This is a genomic window from Bradyrhizobium sp. CW1 (assembly GCF_023100665.1).
Taxonomy (GTDB): Bacteria; Pseudomonadota; Alphaproteobacteria; order Rhizobiales; family Xanthobacteraceae; genus Bradyrhizobium; species Bradyrhizobium canariense_D.
In genome coordinates this window covers 5,950,524-5,970,786 of sequence record NZ_CP064684.1, presented here as the reverse complement: position 1 = coordinate 5,970,786, position 20,263 = coordinate 5,950,524, and the positions used below count along the sequence as shown (strand labels likewise).

The 20,263-nt window shown below is 65.2% G+C and carries 17 protein-coding genes; 10 read left to right on the top strand and 7 right to left on the bottom strand.

Annotation, left to right across the window (positions count from 1 at the left end):
* Positions 1–56 precede the first annotated feature (56 nt).
* The 3 genes from fabF to IVB54_RS29075 form a co-directional block, all read right to left on the bottom strand.
* Positions 57–1,313, bottom strand: coding sequence for a beta-ketoacyl-ACP synthase II (gene fabF / locus IVB54_RS29085; protein ID WP_026232839.1), 1,257 nt, complete (start codon positions 1,311–1,313; stop codon positions 57–59).
* A 1-nt stretch (position 1,314) separates the two neighbouring features.
* Positions 1,315–1,830 (bottom strand): helix-turn-helix domain-containing protein, encoded by a 516-nt coding sequence (locus IVB54_RS29080; RefSeq protein ID WP_018454901.1) that lies wholly within the window; start codon positions 1,828–1,830, stop codon positions 1,315–1,317.
* A gap of 411 nt (positions 1,831–2,241) precedes the next feature.
* The gene (locus IVB54_RS29075; protein ID WP_007594965.1) at positions 2,242–3,249 is read right to left on the bottom strand and encodes a polyprenyl synthetase family protein; all 1,008 of its coding nucleotides are present in this window, start codon (positions 3,247–3,249) and stop codon (positions 2,242–2,244) included.
* A 131-nt stretch (positions 3,250–3,380) separates the two neighbouring features.
* On the opposite strand from IVB54_RS29075, the gene IVB54_RS29070 reads away from it, so the two are divergent.
* The 6 genes from IVB54_RS29070 to glyS all read left to right on the top strand — a co-directional run bounded on the left by IVB54_RS29070 (position 3,381) and on the right by glyS (position 9,043).
* Positions 3,381–3,608 (top strand): DUF2007 domain-containing protein, encoded by a 228-nt coding sequence (locus IVB54_RS29070; protein ID WP_007607161.1) that lies wholly within the window; start codon positions 3,381–3,383, stop codon positions 3,606–3,608.
* Complete coding sequence (locus IVB54_RS29065) at positions 3,601–4,371, top strand: methyltransferase (protein ID WP_247776548.1); 771 nt, start codon at positions 3,601–3,603, stop codon at positions 4,369–4,371. The genes IVB54_RS29070 and IVB54_RS29065 overlap by 8 nt, the downstream gene beginning before the upstream one ends.
* Positions 4,372–4,582: 211 nt before the next feature.
* Positions 4,583–5,491: a S49 family peptidase gene (locus IVB54_RS29060; RefSeq protein ID WP_018454897.1), complete on the top strand. Its 909-nt coding sequence runs from the start codon at positions 4,583–4,585 to the stop codon at positions 5,489–5,491.
* 118 nt (positions 5,492–5,609) lie between these two features.
* Positions 5,610–5,801 carry a hypothetical protein gene (locus tag IVB54_RS29055; protein WP_018454896.1) on the top strand — a complete coding sequence of 64 codons (192 nt, stop codon included), beginning with the start codon at positions 5,610–5,612 and terminating at the stop codon, positions 5,799–5,801.
* A 195-nt stretch (positions 5,802–5,996) separates the two neighbouring features.
* A complete protein-coding gene (locus tag IVB54_RS29050) occupies positions 5,997–6,932 on the top strand; it encodes a glycine--tRNA ligase subunit alpha (RefSeq protein ID WP_085352612.1) in 936 nt (311 codons plus the stop codon).
* Entirely contained in the window at positions 6,932–9,043 is a 2,112-nt protein-coding gene (glyS, locus tag IVB54_RS29045; RefSeq protein ID WP_026232838.1) for a glycine--tRNA ligase subunit beta, read from the top strand. The genes IVB54_RS29050 and glyS overlap by 1 nt, the downstream gene beginning before the upstream one ends.
* A gap of 267 nt (positions 9,044–9,310) precedes the next feature.
* Here glyS and IVB54_RS29040 read toward each other — a convergent pair whose 3' ends face one another.
* Positions 9,311–9,664 carry a DUF1236 domain-containing protein gene (locus IVB54_RS29040; RefSeq protein WP_018454893.1) on the bottom strand — a complete coding sequence of 118 codons (354 nt, stop codon included), beginning with the start codon at positions 9,662–9,664 and terminating at the stop codon, positions 9,311–9,313.
* 221 nt (positions 9,665–9,885) lie between these two features.
* Between IVB54_RS29040 and IVB54_RS29035 the strand changes: the two genes are divergently transcribed.
* From IVB54_RS29035 to IVB54_RS29025, 3 genes are all read left to right on the top strand, one after another.
* Positions 9,886–10,041 carry a DUF3096 domain-containing protein gene (locus tag IVB54_RS29035; RefSeq protein ID WP_007594951.1) on the top strand — a complete coding sequence of 52 codons (156 nt, stop codon included), beginning with the start codon at positions 9,886–9,888 and terminating at the stop codon, positions 10,039–10,041.
* 96 nt (positions 10,042–10,137) lie between these two features.
* Positions 10,138–13,104, top strand: a complete 2,967-nt coding sequence (ppdK, locus tag IVB54_RS29030; RefSeq protein ID WP_018454892.1) for a pyruvate, phosphate dikinase — start codon at positions 10,138–10,140, stop codon at positions 13,102–13,104.
* 479 nt (positions 13,105–13,583) lie between these two features.
* Positions 13,584–15,038 (top strand): cell wall hydrolase, encoded by a 1,455-nt coding sequence (locus IVB54_RS29025; RefSeq protein WP_018454891.1) that lies wholly within the window; start codon positions 13,584–13,586, stop codon positions 15,036–15,038.
* Positions 15,039–15,042: 4 nt separating this feature from the next.
* On the opposite strand, the gene nadC is transcribed toward IVB54_RS29025, so the two are convergent.
* Genes nadC through nadA form a run of 3 tightly spaced genes read right to left on the bottom strand, consistent with a single transcriptional unit; the run spans position 15,043 to position 18,650 of the window.
* Positions 15,043–15,921 carry a carboxylating nicotinate-nucleotide diphosphorylase gene (gene nadC / locus IVB54_RS29020; RefSeq protein ID WP_085352608.1) on the bottom strand — a complete coding sequence of 293 codons (879 nt, stop codon included), beginning with the start codon at positions 15,919–15,921 and terminating at the stop codon, positions 15,043–15,045.
* An 11-nt stretch (positions 15,922–15,932) separates the two neighbouring features.
* The gene (locus IVB54_RS29015) at positions 15,933–17,534 is read right to left on the bottom strand and encodes an L-aspartate oxidase (RefSeq protein WP_247363584.1); all 1,602 of its coding nucleotides are present in this window, start codon (positions 17,532–17,534) and stop codon (positions 15,933–15,935) included.
* 9 nt (positions 17,535–17,543) lie between these two features.
* Entirely contained in the window at positions 17,544–18,650 is a 1,107-nt protein-coding gene (gene nadA / locus IVB54_RS29010; RefSeq protein ID WP_204513858.1) for a quinolinate synthase NadA, read from the bottom strand.
* Between the two features lie 327 nt (positions 18,651–18,977).
* Here nadA and IVB54_RS29005 point away from each other — a divergent pair, with 327 nt between their 5' ends.
* Complete coding sequence (locus tag IVB54_RS29005; RefSeq protein ID WP_018458839.1) at positions 18,978–20,231, top strand: MFS transporter; 1,254 nt, start codon at positions 18,978–18,980, stop codon at positions 20,229–20,231.
* The last annotated feature ends 32 nt before the right edge of the window (positions 20,232–20,263 follow it).

Below are 20,263 nucleotides of genomic sequence, written 5' to 3'. Positions count from 1 at the left end.
TGCTTTGGTACCGATGCTTGCCGCGATTGCAAGGCCCGTCGACTAAGGCCCGTCGTTCAGCCCATCCGGCGGAAGATCACGCTGGCATTCACCCCGCCGAAGCCGAACCCGTTCGAGATCGCGTGCTGCATCGGCATCGGTCGCGCCACACCGGCGACGATGTCGATGCCGTCAGCGGCGGGATCAGGGTTTTCGAGATTGAGCGTCGGCGGCGCGATCTGGTCGCGCAGGGCGAGCACGGTGAAGACCGCTTCGAGGCCACCGGCGGCGCCGAGCAGATGCCCGGTGGCCGATTTGGTCGCGCTCACCGCGATGCCGCGGTGGCGGCCGAACAGCGCCGCGATCGCGCCAAGCTCGCTCTCGTCGCCGGCCGGCGTCGAGGTCGCATGCGCATTCAGGTGCTGTAAATCCGCGGGCGCAAGCTTGGCCTGCCGGAGCGCGATCTCCATGGCGCGCCGGGCGCCGTCGCCGTCAGGCGGACCCGATGTCATGTGATAGGCGTCCGCGGTCGTACCGTATCCGACGATCTCCGCGATCGGCCTCGCGCCGCGCGCCAATGCATGCTCCAGCTCCTCGATCACCAGGATGCCGGCGCCTTCGCCCATGACAAAACCGTCGCGGTCGCGATCGAACGGGCGCGAGGCGCGGGCGTCATTGAATCCGCTCGACAGTGCGCGGGCCGCGGCAAAGCCGCCGAGGCTGACGATGTCGATGCAGGCTTCCGCGCCGCCGCAGATCGCCACATCAGTCTCGCCCGCGCGGATCATGCGCGCGGCATCGCCGATCGCCTGAACGCCGGCAGCGCAGGCCGTGACCGGTGTGCCCAGCGCTCCCTTGTAGCCGTATTTGATCGAGACGTGGCCGGCGGCGAGATTGGCGAGGAAGGAGGGGATCGTGAACGGCGACAGCCGGCGCGGGCCGCGCTGTTCGGTGATGCGCACCGCCTCCGCCATTGCCGGAAAACCGCCGACGCCGGAGGCGATGATCGTCGCAGTTCGTTCCTGCGCCGCCGCGTCCTGCGGCGTCCAACCGGCCTGCGCAACCGCTTCCGCGGTGGCGAGCAGCGCGAACAGGATGAAGCGGTCCATCTTGCGCTGGTCTTTCGGCGCGGCGGCCTGCGCGGGATCGAAGCCGCCCTCTGCGTCATCGGCCTTGTCGGGCACGAGGCCGGCAATACGTGCGGGCAGCGCCTGCGACCATTCCGGCAGCGGGCGCAGCCCGCTTTGGCCGGCCAGCAGCCGGCGCCACGAAAGTTCGACACCGCAGCCAAGCGGCGACACCGCGCCCATTCCCGTCACGACGATACGACGCATGTCAGTCTCCAGCCGGCGCGACGGCCGGGTTCATGGCTTTGAGCGAGGTCAGCCGTTTACGCATGACACGGCTGGCGCGGGGGCCTGCGACGACGACCGCATTGGTGAGCGTGATCGGCTGCATGTCGGCGGCATCGACCACGACCGGATTGAACGGACGACAATCGTGCCGGTTCGCGAGCAGGATCGCTTCGCCCATCGGTGCGAGATGCTTGTTGCCCCAAGCGAGCAGGGTTGCGACCACGGGGAAGAAGTCCCGGGCCTTGTCCGTCAGCACATATTCGTAGCGCGGCGGCCGTTCATTGTAGCGGCGACGGACGAACATGCCGCTTTCGGTGAGATGGGCCAACCGCCGCGACAGGATGTTCGGCGCGATCCCGAGGCTTTGCGAAAATTCGTCGAACCTCGTTGCGCCCTGGAATGCATCCCGCAGGATCAAAATGCTCCACCATTCGCCGACCGTCTCCACAGCGCGGCCGACCGGACATTCCTGAATGGAGGGGGATTTGGGCTGCATGAGGGGAAGGTAGGAGAGTGGCTTGCAAAATGCAAGTTAGTAGGCGAACCGTTGGAACACTCCGACGGAGGTGTGCCGCAAGATGGCGCACAGGATTTGAATGCAAGTTGGAAGGCGGCCCTCGCACACCTAGCTCGTCATTGCGAGCGAAGCGAAACAATCAAGAGTCCCTTTGCGGGAAGAACCTGGATTGCTTCGCTGCGCTCGCAATGACGCTGTTAATGCGGTGGTGGCGCGTATCTCAACGATGTCGTCCCGGCGAAGGCCGGGACCCAATAGCCACGACTGTTGTTGTGGTGCACGATGGTTGCCACAGGCGCTAAGACAACGCTGACCGGGGTAATGGGTCCCGGCCTTCGCCGGGACGACACTGAGGGTGTGGCTACCAGCAAGCGCTAAGGATGCAGGTAGCTAATGCGACCGAGCCAGGCAGAACGCCACGACCTGCTCCAGCGCGCTCTTCATCGGCGAGGACGGGAACAGCGCCAGCGCGTCCACGGCCATGGCGCCGTAGTGCTGGGCGCGGCTGCGCGTGTCTTCGAGCGCGCGATGCTTGTTCATCAACCCGATGGCGTGGTCGAGGTCGGTGTCGCCGATCTCACCGCGCTCCAGCGCGCGGATCCAGAAGGCGCGCTCGGTGTCGTTGCCGCGGCGGAAGGCGAGCACGACGGGCAGCGTGATCTTGCCCTCGCGGAAATCGTCGCCGGTGTTCTTGCCGAGCTTGGCGCTCTTGCCGCCATAGTCGAGCACGTCGTCGACGAGCTGGAAGGCGATGCCGAGATTCATGCCGACCGAGCGGCAGGCGGTCTGCTCCGCCTTCGGGCGGTTGGCGATCACGGGCCCGACCTCGCAGGCGGCCGCGAACAGCTCGGCGGTCTTGCCGCGGATTACGGCGAGATATTCGTCTTCGGTGGTTGCGGTGTTCTTGGCGGCGGCAAGCTGCATCACCTCGCCCTCGGCGATGGTGGCGGCGGCCGCGGAGAGAATGTCGAGCGCGCGGAGCGAGCCGACCTCGACCATCATGCGGAAGGCCTGGCCGAGCAGGAAGTCGCCGACCAGCACGCTCGCCTCATTGCCCCAGAGCATGCGCGCCGACAGCTTGCCGCGGCGCATCTCGCTCTCGTCGACGACGTCGTCATGGAGCAGCGTGGCGGTATGCATGAACTCGACGCTGGCGGCGAGTTTGATATGGCCGTCGCCGGTGTAGCCGGCGAGGTTGGCCATGGCCAACGTCAGCATCGGCCGCAGGCGCTTGCCCCCGGAGGAGATCAAATGGTTGGCGACCTCCGGGATCATGGTCACGTCCGAACCGGTCCGCGACAGGATCGTGGCGTTGACGCGCTCCATGTCACCGGCGACAAGGGCAACCAGCTCTTCGATCGACGCGCCGGGAGTTTCGAAAGGTACGATGACGGCCACGCCGGTCTCCAATATTTGCCCCGGAAGGGCTATTCTGATGGAAAGACAATAGAAACTGGACGGGGATGCGGCAAGGGCCGTGGAACCATTGACATTTGGCGCTTAGTCCCCGTCAGGCAGGAGGCTGTGTTTTGCGAGAACTGGTTCGGACCAACGATATGGTGCTGGTGTCGGCGATCGGCGCGCTGCTCGACGGCGCCAACATCCATCATCTGGTGCTGGACCAGAACATGAGCATCATTGAGGGCTCGCTCGGCATTTTGCCGCGGCGGATCCTGGTCCACGAGGACGACGCCATCGAGGCCCGGCAGCTTCTGACCGAGGCCGGCCTCAGCCACGAACTGCGCGGCGATGAGTGAAACACTGACAGACCTCACCGAGGACGCCTTTCTCGGCGGGCAATTGCGGCTGAAGCAGAAGCGGTCTGGCCATCGCGCCGGGCACGACGCCATTCTGCTCGCGGCGGCGACGGAGGCGAGGGCGGGCGACCGTGTCGTCGATCTCGGCGCCGGCATCGGCACGGCGGGCCTTGCGTTGGCTCGGCGCGTCGCCGGGATCAGGCTCGGCCTGCTCGAGATCGATCCGGAGCTGGCGGAGCTTGCGCGCGCCAATGCGGCCGCGAATGCGATTGCCGCCGAGACGATCGTGCTCGACGTCACCGCGGACGCGCAGGCCTTCGCAGCGAGCGGGCTCGCGCCCGACAGCGTCGACGTCGTGCTGATGAACCCGCCCTTCAACGATCCCGCTCGCCATCGCGGTTCGCCCGATCAGGCGCGCCAGATCGCGCATGTGGCGACGGATGAGACGCTGAATGCCTGGGTGCATGCGGCGCGGCGCATCCTCCGATCGCATGGCGCGCTGACATTGATTTGGCGCGCAGATGGGATCGCTGAGGTTTTGGCGGCGCTGTCGCGCGGCTTCGGCAGTCTCGCGATTCTGCCGGTTCACGGTGAAGCCGGGCGGCCCGCGATCCGCGTGCTGGTGCGCGCGGTCAAGGGCGGCAGGGCCCCGGCGCGATTGTTGCCGGGCCTCATGCTCAACGAGGAGTCACGCGTGTCGAAAAAAGAGGTGATGGATATTCTGGAGGGAAGGGCGGTTCTACCCCTGGTGGAACCGTGCTGAGCTATTGCGGAAGCGATTCCGACTGCTGCTCTTGCGGAGTCGTCAGGCGGATCGCCATGAACAGCGCACCGATCAGCAGCATCAGCAGATAGATTTTCATGGTGTTCTCCGCTGGCCCATTGCAGCCTCTCAACGGGTTTTCTGCAAAACACGTTCCGGGCCCTTCCAATGACAGTCGCGTGATAAGAAACGGTTAATCAGAGGTAATGGCATGGCCGAAAAATTGAACGATCGTGAGAGTTCCGGCCTGGCCGACAAGCTCATGCAATATCTGCCGGCGCGCTTCCGTCCCGGCACGGCCGTGGTGCCGGTGGTCCGGCTGTCCGGTGTGATCGGCGCAGTGACGCCGCTGCGCCCGGGCATGACGCTCGCGACGGTTTCGCGGGTTCTGGAGCGGGCGTTTTCGACGCGCAACGCCAAGGCGGTGGCGCTGGTGATCAATTCGCCCGGCGGCTCGCCGGTGCAGTCGCGCCAGATCTACCTGCGCATCAAGCAGCTCGCGGCGGAGAAGAAGCTGCCGGTGCTGGTGTTCGTCGAGGACGTCGCGGCCTCCGGCGGCTACATGATCGCGTGCGCCGGCGACGAGATCATCTGCGATCCGTCCTCGATCCTCGGCTCGATCGGCGTCGTCGGCGGCAGTTTTGGTTTCCAGGAGGCGATCAAGCGGCTCGGCATCGAGCGGCGCCTCTACACCGCCGGCGCGCACAAGGCGATGCTCGATCCGTTTCTCCCTGAAAACCCCGACGACGTCGCCAAGCTCAAGGCGCTCCAGCGCGAGATCCACCAGATCTTCATCGCGCTGGTGAAGGAGAGCCGCGGCGCGCGGTTGAAGGGCTCCGACGACACCCTGTTCACGGGCGAATACTGGGCCGGCGAGAGTTCGATCACGCTGGGGCTCGCCGACAGCATCGGCGATCTCCGCTCAACTCTTCGTGCCCGCTATGGCGAGAAGGTTCTCACCCCCGTGATAGCCCAGCCGACCGGTCTGCTCTCCGGCCTTTTGGGCCGGAAATCGCCCGGCGCGGGGCAGCTTTCGGCCATGGAATCAATGGCCAGCCTGCCGGACGACCTGATCTCGGCGGTCGAGACCCGCGCGATCTGGGCGAAATTCGGGTTCTAGACGGCGCCCCTCCGCGCCATTTGGCCCCAAGGAGACTTGAAGCCGTGCCAATTGCCGCGCGGCCCGGTCTGCGCAAGAATGCGCGTGGGGGCTGAGCATTGTGAACAAGGAATGACCGATGCCGCCGTTCGTCGCATTCGCGGGCGTCCTGGGCGGGCTTGCCGTGGTCCGCTGGGCCTACAAGACCGCCGTCGGGATCAACCAGGAGCTGGAGGAGATGCGCCTCTCGCGCGTCGCCGAGGCCGCCCATATGGGGGCCGTCCAGACGCTGAAGCAGGATCCCGTCACCGGAGCCTATCGGCCGGGTTAGCTGCTGCAGTCGTCATGGCCGGACTTGTCCCGGCCATCCACGCCTTGTCTCACCGCACGAAGAACGTGGATGCCCGGGACAAGCCCGGGCATGACGGAGAACTAGGCCCGAATCCACCCCCTTCACCTTGATTCCCACCCTTGCCGTCGATACGGTCCCGCGCGATTCAACCCCCCGCGAGAGCCCGATCTGACGATGGACGCCTCCTTGCCCGCCCATATGCGCCCGGAACGCTCGTTCCAGGGCTTTATCCTCGCGCTCCAGCGGTTCTGGGCCGAGCAGGGCTGCGTGATCCTGCAGCCCTACGACATGGAGATGGGTGCGGGCACCTTCCATCCGGCGACCACGCTGCGCGCGCTCGGGCCAAAGCCCTGGAATGCGGCCTATGTGCAGCCCTCGCGGCGGCCCAAGGACGGCCGCTACGGCGAGAATCCGAACCGGCTGCAGCACTACTACCAGTTCCAGGTGATCATGAAGCCGTCGCCGCCGAACCTTCAGGAGCTGTACCTGCAGTCGCTCGCCGCGATCGGCATCGATTCCGCCGTGCACGACATTCGCTTCGTCGAGGACGATTGGGAGAGCCCGACGCTAGGCGCCTGGGGCCTCGGCTGGGAGTGCTGGTGCGACGGCATGGAAGTCAGCCAGTTCACCTATTTCCAGCAGGTCGCGGGTGTCGAATGCGCGCCGGTCGCCGGCGAGCTCACCTACGGGCTCGAGCGCCTCGCGATGTACGTGCAGGGCGTCGACCGGGTCTACGACCTCAACTTCAACGGCCGCGACGGCGACGCCAAGGTCACCTATGGCGACGTCTTCCTGCAGGCCGAGCGGGAATATTCGAAGCACAATTTCGAAGTGGCCGACACCGCGATGCTGTTCGAGCAGTTCAAGATGGCGGAAGCCGTCTGCCGGAAATACCTCGATGCGGGTTGGAAAGATGGCAAGCGCGAGGCGCATCTGATGTCGCTTCCGGCCTATGACCAGTGCATCAAGGCAAGCCATGTGTTCAACCTGCTCGACGCGCGCGGCGTGATCTCCGTGACGGAGCGGCAGAGCTACATTCTTCGCGTGCGCGAACTGGCAAAAGCTTGCGGCGAGGCCTGGATACATACTGAAGCGGGCGGAGCGACCTGATGCCCGATCTTTTGCTTGAACTTTTCTCGGAAGAAATCCCCGCGCGCATGCAGGCCAAGGCGGCGGACGATCTGCGCCGCATGGTCACCGACAAGCTCGTCGCCGAGGGTCTCGTCTACGAAGGCGCGAAGGCGTTCGCGACGCCGCGCCGCCTTGCGCTTACCGTGCACGGCATCCCTGCGCGCCAGCCTGACCTGAAGACCGAACGCCGCGGACCGAAGATCGGTGCGGCCGACGCGGCCGTGCAGGGTTTTCTGAAAGCGACGGGTTTGACGTCGCTGGACGAGGCCAAGATCCAGCGCGATCCGAAGGGCGACTTCTACATCGCGCTGATCGAGAAGCCCGGCCGCGACGCCATCGACGTGCTCGCGGAAATCCTCCCCGTGATCATCCGCACTTTCCCTTGGCCGAAATCGATGCGCTGGGGCGCGCGCTCCGGCAAGCCGGGCTCGCTGAGCTGGGTGCGTCCGCTGCACGCGATCACCGCGACGTTCGGGCTCGAGACCGAAGAGCCCGATGTCGTCAAATTCTCGGTGGACGGCATCGAGGCCGGCCAGACCACTTACGGTCACCGCTTCATGGCTCCTAGCGCGATTTCCGTGCGCCGCTTCGAGGACTACGAAGCGAAGCTGAAGGCCGCAAAAGTCATCCTCGATCCGCAGGCGCGCAAGGACATCATCTTTGCCGACGCCAAGGAGGTGACCTTTGCGCAAGGGTTCGAACTGGTCGAGGATCAGGTGCTGCTCGATGAGGTTTCGGGTCTCGTCGAATGGCCCGTCGTCATGATGGGATCGTTCGAAGCGGAGTATCTCGCGATCCCCGACGAGGTGATCCGCGCCACCATCCGCAACAACCAGAAGTGCTTCGTCGTCAAAGATCCCAAGACGGGCAAGCTGACCAACAAGTTCGTACTCACCGCCAACATCGAGGCGCCCGACGGCGGCAAGACCATCGTCGCCGGCAACGAGCGCGTGATCCGTCCGCGTTTGTCGGATGCAAAATTCTTCTATGAGACGGACCTGAAGACCAAGCTGGAAGACCGGCTGCCGAAGTTCGAGCAGATCGTGTTCCACGAGAAGCTCGGCACCCAGGCTGCGCGCATCAAGCGCATCGAGCGTCTCGCCGCAGAGATCGCGCCGCTCGTCGGCGCCGATGTCGCCAAGGCGACGCGCGCCGCGCATCTGGCGAAGGCGGATTTGCTGACCGAAGTCGTCGGCGAATTCCCCGAGGTGCAGGGCCTGATGGGCAAGTACTACGCGCTGGCCCAGGGCGAGGACGCCTCCGTCGCTGCCGCCTGCGAGGAGCACTATAAGCCGCAAGGGCCTGCCGATCGCGTGCCGACCGATCCGGTCAGCGTCGCAGTCGCGCTCGCGGACAAGCTCGACACGCTTGTCGGCTTCTGGGCGATCGACGAAAAGCCGACGGGATCGAAGGATCCGTATGCGCTGCGCCGCGCGGCGCTGGGCGTGATCAGGATTGTGCTCGAAAATCAGACTAAGATTAGTTTGCGAGAACTCGCTTGGGGGCACTTAGAGCGCTCGTACGACAAACAATACTTGGAAGTTGCAGAAAAGCTTGATGATCTGATGGTCTTTTTCGAAGACCGGCTTAAGGTCCAATTGCGAGATCAGAAGGCCCGTTACGATCTCGTCGATGCGGTTCTCAACGCTGGTTCGTTGGTGCAAGGGCATCCAATAGTGGCGGTCGTCCGCCGCGTCGAAGCACTCGGAAAATTCCTCGATACCGACGACGGCAAGAATCTGCTGGCAGGCACCAAGCGCGCCAGCAACATTCTCTCGATCGAGGAGAAGAAGGATAAGCGCTTATTCGACGGCGCACCCGATGCCTCGCTCTACGCTCTCAGCGAGGAGAAGGCGCTGGCCCGCGCGATCGATGAAGTGACGGCCGAAGCCCGTGCCGCCGTCGCCGGGGAAGACTTCGCTGCCGCGATGAGTGCGATGGCCAAGCTGCGTCCGCCGGTCGATGCGTTCTTCGAGAAAGTTCGCGTCAACGACGAGGATGCGAAGGTGCGTGAGAACCGGCTAAAACTGCTCAACGAGATCCGCAGCGCCACGCGTGCGGTGGCGGATTTCTCGAAGATCCAGGATTGAGCGCGTCTTGGCGCAACTGGACACCGTCATGCCCGGGCTTGTCCCGGGCATCCACGTTCTTCTTCGCTCGTGGAGACGCGTGGATGGCCGGGACAAGCCCGGCCATGACGACGCAGTTGGTGGCCGCAATTGCTGTGCGCGAAGAGTGCCCACACAAAAGCCCCGCCCGGCGGGGGGAGGACCGGGCGGGGCCTGATGTCCGACTATACTGCTCGCGTCAGCCTGATTGATGTGACGCGCCGGACACCTAGTCGATCCCTGAAGACGCTAGTCCATCACCTCGACGATGCGCCGCGAGCGCGGCTCGACCAGCACGGTCTCGCCGTTCACGACGGTGTAGCGATAGGTGGTGGCGCCGAAACGTTGCGGCACGTCATAATAGGTGACACCGCTTTCAGGTAGGGTGGCACCGACCACCACGCGATCCGGAATGCGGAAAGCCGGCACGCGTTGTTCGACGACATAGTCGCGGAAAGCCGGCCGCTGCTCGACCGCAATGGTCGGGCCGCTCTCGACGACGACGGGCGCGCGTCCCACGGTGACGCTGCTTTGCGCCTGCGCCGCAAGGGGCGAGCCGATCGAGGCCGCGAGCGCTGCAAGAGCAAGAATCCTGTTCCGCATGGGCAACTCCTTCGAGAAGGTTTTCGGGAAGCGCCACTGGCGCGACCGGTTGCCAATGCATGCGTCTCCGCGATGTTCCGGAAAACGCCCGCCGCATTCGCGGCATTTTCGGGCAGTTTTCGCGAAGCCGGGAACTCGCGCGCCCCCGGTGCGTCTCTACCCGCGGAACCCAGTCCGCTATGATCCCGCCGCGATTCGCCCCACCCACGGAAAGAAAATTCATGCACATCACCGTCGCCCACATCTCGCCGATCCTGTCGCTGCTTGCGGGTGTGCTCATCCTGATCATGCCGCGCCTCCTGAACCTGATCGTCGCGATTTTTCTCATCATAAATGGTGCGATCGGGCTCGGATTGTTGAAGTGGCTCCATCTCTAGGCCTTCATTCTAGGGAACTCTTCGACTTGCGCGGACCTGCCCAAAGTGGTGTAAGGCGCGCAATTACCCATTCCTCTCGCAGGTTGTGTGCAAGCTATGGCCAAAGCCGCCTCGAAAACTCCAGCGAAAATGCCAGCGAAATCAAAGTCCTCGACCAAGGCGAAAGCCGCGCCGGCGGCCCGCAAGTCACTTGCCAAGCGCGTCCCGAAGCCCATGGCCAAGGGCGCTGCCAAGCCGGTGGCCAAGCCGGCTGTGAAGCCCGCCGCCAAGTCGGTTTCCAAGGCTGTTGCAAAGGCACCGACGAAGCCGGTTGCACCGAAGGTCGCCGCGAAGCCGGTACCGAGCAAGACTGCTTCAACCAAGGCTGCGCCTGTTGCGGCCAAGGCCGGCAGGTGGGTGTTCACCTTTGGGGACGGCAAGGCCGAGGGCAAAGCGGAGATGCGCGATTTGCTCGGCGGCAAGGGCGCCAACCTCGCCGAGATGGCCAATCTCGGCCTGCCGGTGCCTCCGGGCTTCACCATCCCGACCTCGGTCTGCACCTATTTCTACGCGCATGACAAATCCTACCCGAAGGAATTGAAGTCGCAGGTTGAGAAGGCGCTCGACCATGTCGGCAAGTTGACCGGCAAGATCTTCGGCGATTCCAGGAATCCGCTGCTCGTTTCCGTGCGCTCCGGCGGCCGCGCCTCGATGCCGGGCATGATGGATACCGTGCTCAATCTCGGCCTCAATGACGAGACCGTGGAAGCGCTGTCGGAACTGTCAGGCGATCGCCGCTTCGCTTATGACAGCTATCGCCGCTTCATCACCATGTATTCGGACGTGGTGCTCGGGTTCGAGCATCATCATTTCGAGGAAATCCTCGACACCTTCAAGGACAGCCAGGGCTACACGCTCGACACGGATCTCACCGCCGACGACTGGGTCGATCTGGTCGGCAAGTACAAGGACGCGGTCGCGCGCGAAACCGGCAAGGATTTTCCGCAGGATCCGCACGACCAGCTCTGGGGCGCGATTGGCGCGGTGTTTTCATCCTGGATGAACGCCCGCGCGGTGACCTACCGCAGGCTGCACGACATTCCGGAATCCTGGGGCACCGCGGTCAACGTGCAGGCCATGGTGTTCGGCAACATGGGCGAGACCTCGGCGACCGGCGTTGCCTTCACGCGCAATCCCTCGACCGGCGAGAGCAAGCTCTACGGCGAGTTCCTGATCAACGCGCAAGGCGAGGACGTGGTCGCGGGCATCCGCACGCCCCAGGACATCACCGAGGAAGCGCGCAAGGACTCCGGCTCCGACAAGGCGTCGATGGAATCGGCGATGCCGGAGGCGTTCAAGGAGCTGACGCGGATCTACACGCTGCTCGAGAAGCACTACCGCGACATGCAGGACATGGAGTTCACGGTCGAGCAGGGCAAGCTCTGGATGCTCCAGACCCGCGGCGGCAAGCGTACTGCCAAGGCGGCGCTGCGCATCGCGGTCGAACTCGCCAATGAAGGCCTGATCACCAAGAAGGAAGCGGTGACGCGGATCGACCCCGCCTCGCTCGACCAGCTGCTGCATCCGACCATCGACCCCAACGCCAAGCGCGACGTGATCGCGACCGGCCTGCCGGCCTCGCCGGGTGCGGCCTCCGGCGAGATCGTGTTCTCCTCGGACGAAGCGGCCAAGCTTCAGGCCGACGGACGCAAGGTGATTCTGGTCCGGATCGAGACCAGCCCCGAAGACATCCACGGCATGCACGCCGCCGAAGGCATCTTGACCACCCGCGGCGGCATGACCTCGCATGCTGCGGTCGTCGCGCGCGGCATGGGCAAGCCCTGCGTCTCCGGCTGCGGCACCATCCGCGTCGATTACGGCCGCGGCACCATGAGCATCGGCTCACGCACCTTCAAGACCGGCGACGTCATCACCATCGACGGCTCGCTCGGCCAGGTGCTCGCCGGCCGCATGCCGATGATCGAGCCCGAGCTGTCCGGCGAGTTCGGCACGCTGATGAAATGGGCCGACCAGGTCCGCAAGATCGGCGTGCGCGTCAACGCCGACACGCCGGAGGACGCGCACACTGCGATCAAGTTCGGCGCGGAAGGCATCGGCCTCTGCCGTACCGAGCACATGTTCTTCGAGGAGACGCGCATCCGCACGGTGCGCGAGATGATCCTCTCCGAGGACGAGCAGTCGCGCCGCGCTGCGCTGGCAAAACTGCTGCCGATGCAGCGCGCCGACTTCGTCGAGTTGTTCGAGATCATGAAGGGCCTGCCCGTCACGATCCGCTTGCTTGATCCGCCGCTGCACGAGTTCCTGCCGCACACCCATGCCGAGGTCGAGGAAGTGGCGCGCGCCATGAACACCGACCCGCGGCGCCTGGCCGACCGCGCGCGGGAGCTGTCGGAGTTCAATCCGATGCTCGGCTTCCGCGGCTGCCGTATCGCGATAGCCTATCCCGAGATCGCCGAGATGCAGGCACGTGCGATCTTCGAAGCGGCGGTCGAGGCCGAGAAGCGCACCGGCAAGGCCGTCGGCCTCGAGGTGATGGTGCCGCTGATCGCCACCAAGATGGAGCTCGACCTCGTCAAGGCGCGCATCGATTCCACCGCGAAGGCGGTGATGCGCGACACCAACACCAAGCTGACCTATCAGGTCGGCACAATGATCGAGCTGCCGCGCGCCTGCCTGCTCGCGGCCGAGATCGCGGAGAGCGCCGAGTTCTTCTCATTCGGTACCAACGACCTCACGCAGACGACGTACGGCATCAGCCGTGACGATGCCGCAAGCTTCCTCGGCACCTACGTGTCCAAGGGCATCCTGCCGATCGATCCCTTTGTCGCGCTCGACCAGGAAGGCGTCGGCGAGCTCGTCAAGATCGGCGTCGCACGCGGTCGCAAGACGCGCCCCTCGCTCAAGGTCGGCATCTGCGGCGAGCACGGCGGCGATCCCGCCTCCGTCGCCTTCTGTCACGCGATCGGCCTCGACTACGTCTCCTGCTCGCCCTACCGCGTCCCGATCGCCCGCCTCGCCGCCGCGCAAGCCGCGCTCGGCAAGGCGATCGCGAGCCAAGCGTAAGGTAAGCGGCGAGTTGAATGTTGAGAGCGAAAGAGGCGGGGCCAAAACCCCGCCTCTTTCTTTTGAGGCGACGTTCTTGCCACACATTCAGTGTCATCGCCCGCGTAAGCGGGCGATCCAGTATTCCAGAGGCGGTGACGTGATAGGGAAGGAGCCGCGGCGTACTGGATGGGCCGCCTTCGCGGGCATGGCGGCTGTGGTCGAAGTGGCGATGGAACCGCGCGCGTCCCGTAATGACACGTGCGCGCAAGAGTTCCTTCACCATTCGCGTTGACCAGTTGTTTACCCCTTCGCGTGAGGGCGCATTTACCAAGGCGCATCATCGCCCCGTGAAAACACCTGCGATTGCTTGCGTGTGCCGCATGCTCAACGCCGATTAACGCCCCAGCAACCTAAATTAGATACTCACGATAAAGATCGAATTGCACGGATGTACTGCGGCTCGATTTTTCTAGCGTAAGCGTAGCGTGAGCGTATCGATGTTTTTGTTGCGTACCCATCCGAAGGGCGCGCGGTTCGCGTCCTTCGGCATCGGTCTCTGCATCTTCGCATTGATGCCGAGAGAGACCGGCTATCAGGACATTGCCTCGCTGCTGGCGCGCCAACCCGGCGTCGCGGAGCGTTGGCAGAAGCAGGTTTTCTCTGCTGCGTCCTCCATACAACTGGCCACTTACAGTTTTTCCCGGCCGATCGGCACTTCGGCTCCGCAGAGCGCGATGGTTCGTCTCGCGAGCCTCGACGGCCGCGACGTCACCGGCGCGATCAGCCGCAATCCGGCGCTGCAGGCGCCGCCCCGCTACCAGGCCGCCGATTTTCCCAAGGTCGATCGCTCCATGAAGGGTGACCGCCTCGCAACGGTCACACCGACGCAGGCTCCCGAAGCGGGCGCGCCGACGGCAGCGCCGACGCAGGAGGATCCCGCGACGTCGAACAGCTCGGTGTTCGGCGCCAAGACCGTCGCGCTGCCGCAGGCGATGTCGCCGGAATCCGCGGCCGCGCTGGATCCCGAACTCGCGGAGGCGCTGCGTGCGCCGCCGCTGCCGCAATACACCAATGCGCCACAAGCCAGCGACGCTGCGCGCTCGCTCGCGCTCCAGCCGCTCGAAGCGCTGAAGCAGGCCACCATTCCGGCTGCACCGCCGCGCGATCCGTTCCGGGTCAAGACCTCGAGCCTGTTCTTCGGCAGCTCCTCGCTCGGAGGCAACGTCGAGAGCATCGAGAGCTGGCAACCCGGTGCGGAGCCGCTGATCGTGATGCCCGACCCCGACATGAAGGTGACGGCGTCGCTATCGCCGCCGTCGGAGGATATTGCGAAGGATATCGAAAGCGGCGAGAGCGTCGCGCCGAAGGGTGAGGTCAACGTCGACAATCAGCGCGCCAGATCGCCGGCGGAACGGCTCGCGCTCGACGACAAGTCGCGCGCGAAGTCCGAAAAATGCCTCGCGGAGGCCGTCTATTTCGAGTCCCGCGGCGAGGCCGTGCGCGGTCAGATGGCGGTTGCGCAGGTGGTGATGAACCGCGTGTTCTCCGGCAAATACCCGGACACTGTGTGCGGCGCCGTCTATCAGAACAAGCACCGCCATCTCGCTTGCCAGTTCACCTTTGCCTGCGACAACAATGCCGACGTGATCCGCGAGCCCGAGATGTGGGACCGTGCGAAAAAGATCTCGAAGGCCATGCTCGACGGCCAGATCTGGCTGCCCGAGGTCGGCAAGTCCACGCACTACCACGCCTATTGGGTGCGCCCGTCCTGGGTCGCCGAGATGAAGAAGATGTACAAGACCGGCGTCCACACCTTCTATCGCCCACGCGCCTGGGGCGATGGCAGCGAAGAGCCGAGCTGGGGCACCCCGGCGCAGACCGCCGCGCTCTCCGCCGAGCTCACTCAGCAAGCCAAGAGCTCCGCCGAGATGGGCGCGACCGAGCGGCGGTAGCGCCTCACGCCTCGATATCCAGCGCGCAGTCGAAATTTGGCGCCGAATGCGTCAGCGCGCCGGATGAGGCGTAGTCGACGCCGGTCGCAGCGATGGCTGGGATCGAGTCCAGGGTGACACCGCCGGATGCCTCCAGCTTGAGGCGTCCCTCGTTGAGCCTGACGGCTTCGCGCAGCGTCGCAATATCCATGTTGTCGAGCAGCACGGCGTCGGCAAGGCCGGTGTCGAGCACCTCGCGCAACTGCGGAAGCGTGTCGACCTCGATCTCGATCTTGACGAGATGGCCGGCCTGGGCGCGGGCGCGCTCCAGCACGGGACGGATGCCGCCGGCGACCGCGATGTGGTTGTCCTTGATCAGGATCGCGTCGTCGAGCCCGAAGCGGTGATTGAAGCCGCCGCCGCAGCGTACCGCGTATTTCTCCAAGGCGCGCAGCCCGGGCGTGGTCTTTCGCGTGCAGCAGATTCTCATCCGGGTGCCCTCGGCGCGCGCAACGTAGTCCGCCGTGAGCGTCGCGACGCCCGACAGCCGGCCGACGAAATTCAGCGCGGTCCGCTCCGCCGTGAGGATGGCGCGTGCCGGCCCCGAGATCGTCAGCACCTGCTGCCCGCGGGCGACGCGCGCGGCGTCGCGAACATGTGCGCGTACCTCGATGTCGGGCGAAAGCTTTTGCAAGGTGGCGAGCGCCAGCGGCAAGCCGGCGATCACGCCGGACTGCCGTGCGACCAGGATCGCTTGCGCCTTCGTTGCCTCGGGGATCGTCGCAAGCGAGGTAATGTCGCCGGCGCGGCCGAGATCCTCATCGAGCGCGCGGAGCACGGCCTCGTCGATCGCGAGCGGGGAGAGAAAGGCGTCGGGATAGAGCAGAGAGGTCGGGGTGATCATGGCAGACTCCGTCAGGCGATCATGGGTTGTGCGGTGCGCGGTGTCGGGCGTTCGCTCAGGCTGTCCGCGACCTCGCGTACTGCTGCGAGCGTCGTCATCGTGCGCTGCGCGAGGGCGGGTACGTCCGCGGCATGGTCGGAGCGGAAATGCGCGCCGCGGCTCTCGCGCCGGTTCCAGGCCGACGCCGCCACGAGCAGGGCTGCCGTTGCCATGTTGCGGACCGCGATGCTCGTGGCCTCTCGTTCGAGCGCGGCGAAGCTGCGAACCGCGTCCGCAAGCCCGTAACCGTCGCGGATCACGCCGACATGCGCGCTCATCAGCATCCGCAGCCGCTTCACGGCCGCAGCATCCGGTGCGCCGCCGCGCGGCGTCGCCGCGTCCGCAAGGCGGGCGGGCGAGGGGCTGGTGCGGCCGGCGATGTCATCGGCGATGCGTGCGGCGTAGACCACGGCCTCGAGCAGCGAATTCGACGCAAGCCGGTTCGCGCCATGCGCGCCGGTGGACGACACCTCGCCGCCGGCCCACAGCCCGTCGATCGAGCTGCGGCCGCGATGGTCGACGGCGATGCCGCCCATGTGGTAGTGCGCCGCCGGTGCGATCGGGATGGCCTGCGTGGCGGGATCCATGCCAGCGGCCATGCAGCTTGCATGAACCGTCGGGAATCTGTCGCCAAAACGTGCGCCCAGCGCTTGCCGCGCATCGAGAAAGGCGCCGCGCCCGGCCGAGATCTCCGCGAACACGCCGCGGGCCACGATGTCGCGCGGAGCGAGCTCGGCGAGCGGATGGCGCGCCGCCATGAAATGCTCGCCACGGCCGTTGATCAGCGTCGCGCCTTCACCGCGCAGCGCTTCGGTGGCGAGCGGCGCGGGATCGCGACCGACCATGATGGCGGTCGGGTGAAATTGCACGAACTCGGGATCTGCAATCACCGCGCCGGCGCGTGCGGCGATCGCAAGGCCGGATCCGCTGGCCTCGCGCGGATTGGTGGTGACGGCATAGAGATGGCCGATGCCGCCCGTCGCGAGCACCACCATCCGCGCGGCGAGCAGGATCGGCTGTGCTGCCGCGTCGCCAGCTTCGCGCAATCGTAGGCCGGCGACCGCGCCGTCCTCGGTCAACAGCGCTTCGGCGACGAAACCTTCGATCAGCCGGATCGACGGCGTGCGCCGCACGGCTTCGCTCAGCGCCGCGATGATGGCGGCGCCCGCGCCATCGCCACGCACATGTACGATACGCCGCGCCGAGTGTGCGGCCTCGCGCCCGACTGCGAGCCTGCCTTCGAGATCGCGGTCGAACGGCACGCCATAGGCGAGAAGGTCGTGAATCCGCGGTGCGGCCTCGCGCGCGATCCCGAGTGCGACAGCTTCGTCGACGATGCCGCAGCCAACTGCAACCGTGTCCGCGGCGTGCGCTTCCGGCGTATCCCCTTCAGCCATTGCCGCGGCGATGCCGCCTTGCGCCCATGCGGACGACGCGCCCTGTCCGAGCGGCGCCGCCGAGATCAATATTACCGGCCGCGGCGCGAGCTTGAGCGCGCAGAACAATCCGGCAAGGCCGCCGCCGACGATGACGACGTCGTCGGAGCGGGGGAGGGTGTTGATGTTGTTTGTCATGGCTTTATCTCAGTTCTTCAAATTGATCATCCGCTCGACCGAGCGCCTTGCGCGGTCCGCGAGCGCGGGATCGATCGTCACTTCTTCGCGAAGCGTCAGCAGGCTCTCCAGAATGTTGGCGAGCGTGATGCGCTTCATGTGCGGGCAGATGTTGCAGGGGCGCAGCATCTCCACATCGGGCAGCTCGGCGCGGACATTGTCGGCCATCGAGCATTCCGTGATCATCACCAGCCGCCGCGGCCGCCGCTCGCGCACCCAGTTGATCATGTGCGCGGTCGAGCCCGTGAAATCGGCCTCGGCCAGCACGTCCGGCGGGCATTCGGGATGAGCGATGATCTGCACGGAGGGATCGGCCTCGCGGTAGCTGCGCAGCTCGGCGCCAGTGAAACGCTCGTGCACCTCGCAGGCGCCCTTCCAGGCAATGATCTTCACGTCGGTCTTCGAGGCCACGTAAGTGGCGAGATAGCGGTCGGGCAGGAAGATCACGGTTGGTGCGCCGAGGCTTTCGACCACCTGCACCGCGTTCGACGAGGTGCAGCAGATATCGACCTCGGCCTTCACCTCCGCGGAGGTGTTGACATAGGCAACGACAGGCACGCCGGGGAATTTTTCGCGGAGCAGGCGGACGTCGGCGCCGGTGATGCTGGCAGCGAGCGAGCAGCCGGCGCGCGTATCAGGAATAAGCACCGTCTTGTCCGGATTGAGCAGTTTCGACGTCTCCGCCATGAAGTGCACGCCGCACTGGACGATGATGCCGGCCTTCACCCTGGTGGCTTCGACCGCGAGCTGGAGCGAATCACCGCCGATGTCGGCGACGCAGTGGAAGATCTCCGGCGTCTGGTAATTGTGCGCGAGGATCACCGCGCCCCGGGCCTGCTTCAGCTCGTTGATCGCCTTGATCGTCGGGGCCATCAGCGGCCATTCGATCGGCGGGATGACACGTTTCACGCGCTCGTAAAGCGGTGCGGTGGCTCGCTCGACCTCCGGCGTCCATTCCAGTGAAGGCATCGGCAGCGAAGGTCCGGTTCGCGACTGCTTGGCCTGTGCCGGGGTGATGACGTGGCCCTGCGGCCGGTTGGCAAAGTCGTCGGGGCCGTAAATTCCAGTTAGCGGCATCCAAGCCTCCCGTGCATGTCATTTGTACTCATTTTGAGCATATATAAAGCCTGAGAAATCCGGCCGACAGGCCGGGGATCATTCGATATGCTCGATATGAGCAAATATAAAATAACACGTCGTGTTGGGAGCCGCCAGATCTTGCCGCACACGTTTCCGTTAAGTCGCGCCCGGCGCGTCGGCTGAGGCCGCGAGGAAATGCAATGCTCCCGCGCCAGCTCTTCGCGGAATGCAATCGTTTTTGACTTGGGGTTTCCATGCAGATGCATTAAACGAGCTGGCTCGCGGCCGCCATTTGCGAATCCGCGACCACGCACGAGGAACAGCATGTCGATACAGATGGGTGAGCTCGGTTCGGTCTCCCGTTCCTCCTCCTGGCGCACGCCGGCGATCATCATTCTCTGCGGCTGCGCGATCGGGATGCTCGGGTTCGGCCCGCGCTCGGCGCTGGGCTTCTTCGTACAGCCGATGAGCCATGAATATGCCTGGGGCCGCGACGTGTTCGGCCTCGCGATCGCGTTTCAGAATTTGCTGTGGGGACTGGGCCAGCCCGTCGCCGGCGCGGTCGCCGATCGCTTCGGCCTGTTTCGGGTGATGTGCGTCGGCGCTCTGCTCTATGCCGGGGGCTTGCTCCTGATGCGCTACTCATCGACGCCGCTGTCACTGAACATCGGCGCTGGTGTCATGGTCGGCTTCGGTCTCGCCGGCTGCTCGTTCAATCTGGTGCTCTCGGCCTTCACCAAGCTCTTGCCGGCCGAGAAGCGCGGCCTTGCGCTCGGCGCCGGTACTGCGGCGGGATCGTTCGGGCAATTCCTGTTCGCGCCGATCGGTGTGGCCCTGATCGACAATTTCGGCTGGCAGCAGGCGCTCACCGTGTTCGGCTTCCTAATGCTGCTGATCATTCCGTTGTCGCTGGCGCTCTCGACGCCGCCGGTCGCAAGCACGGCAAACGCGGCGCCTGCGGACCAGCAGACCTTCACCAAAGCGCTCGCGGAAGCCTTCGGCCATCGCTCCTACGTGCTGCTGGTGCTCGGCTTCTTCACCTGCGGCTTCCAGCTTGCCTTCATCACGGTGCATCTGCCGGCCTTCCTGGTCGATAGCGGCATCTCCACGCAGATCGGCGGCTGGGTGATCGCGGCGATCGGCCTGTTCAACATCATGGGATCGCTCAGCGTCGGCTATCTCCAGAACAGCCTGCCCAAGCGCTACATCCTCTCGACCATCTATTTCACCCGCGCGCTTGCGACGCTTGCCTTCATCTCGTTTCCGATCACGCCGTTCTCGGCGATTGCGTTCGGCGCGGTCTCCGGCCTGACCTGGCTGTCGACCGTGCCACCGACCTCGGCACTGGTCGCGATCATGTTCGGCACGCGCTGGTTCGCCACGCTCTATGGCTTCGCCTTCGTCAGCCATCAGGTCGGCGGCTTCCTCGGCGTCTGGCTCGGCGGCATCGTGTTTGAGCGGTTCGGTTCCTACACGCCGATCTGGTGGCTCTCGATCCTGTTCGGCGTGCTCTCGGCGCTGATCAATCTTCCGATCGTGGAGAAACCGGTCCAGCGGGCGGTTGCGCAGCCTGCCTGATCGGCTAAACATCCCCTGAAACAAGTCAGGGA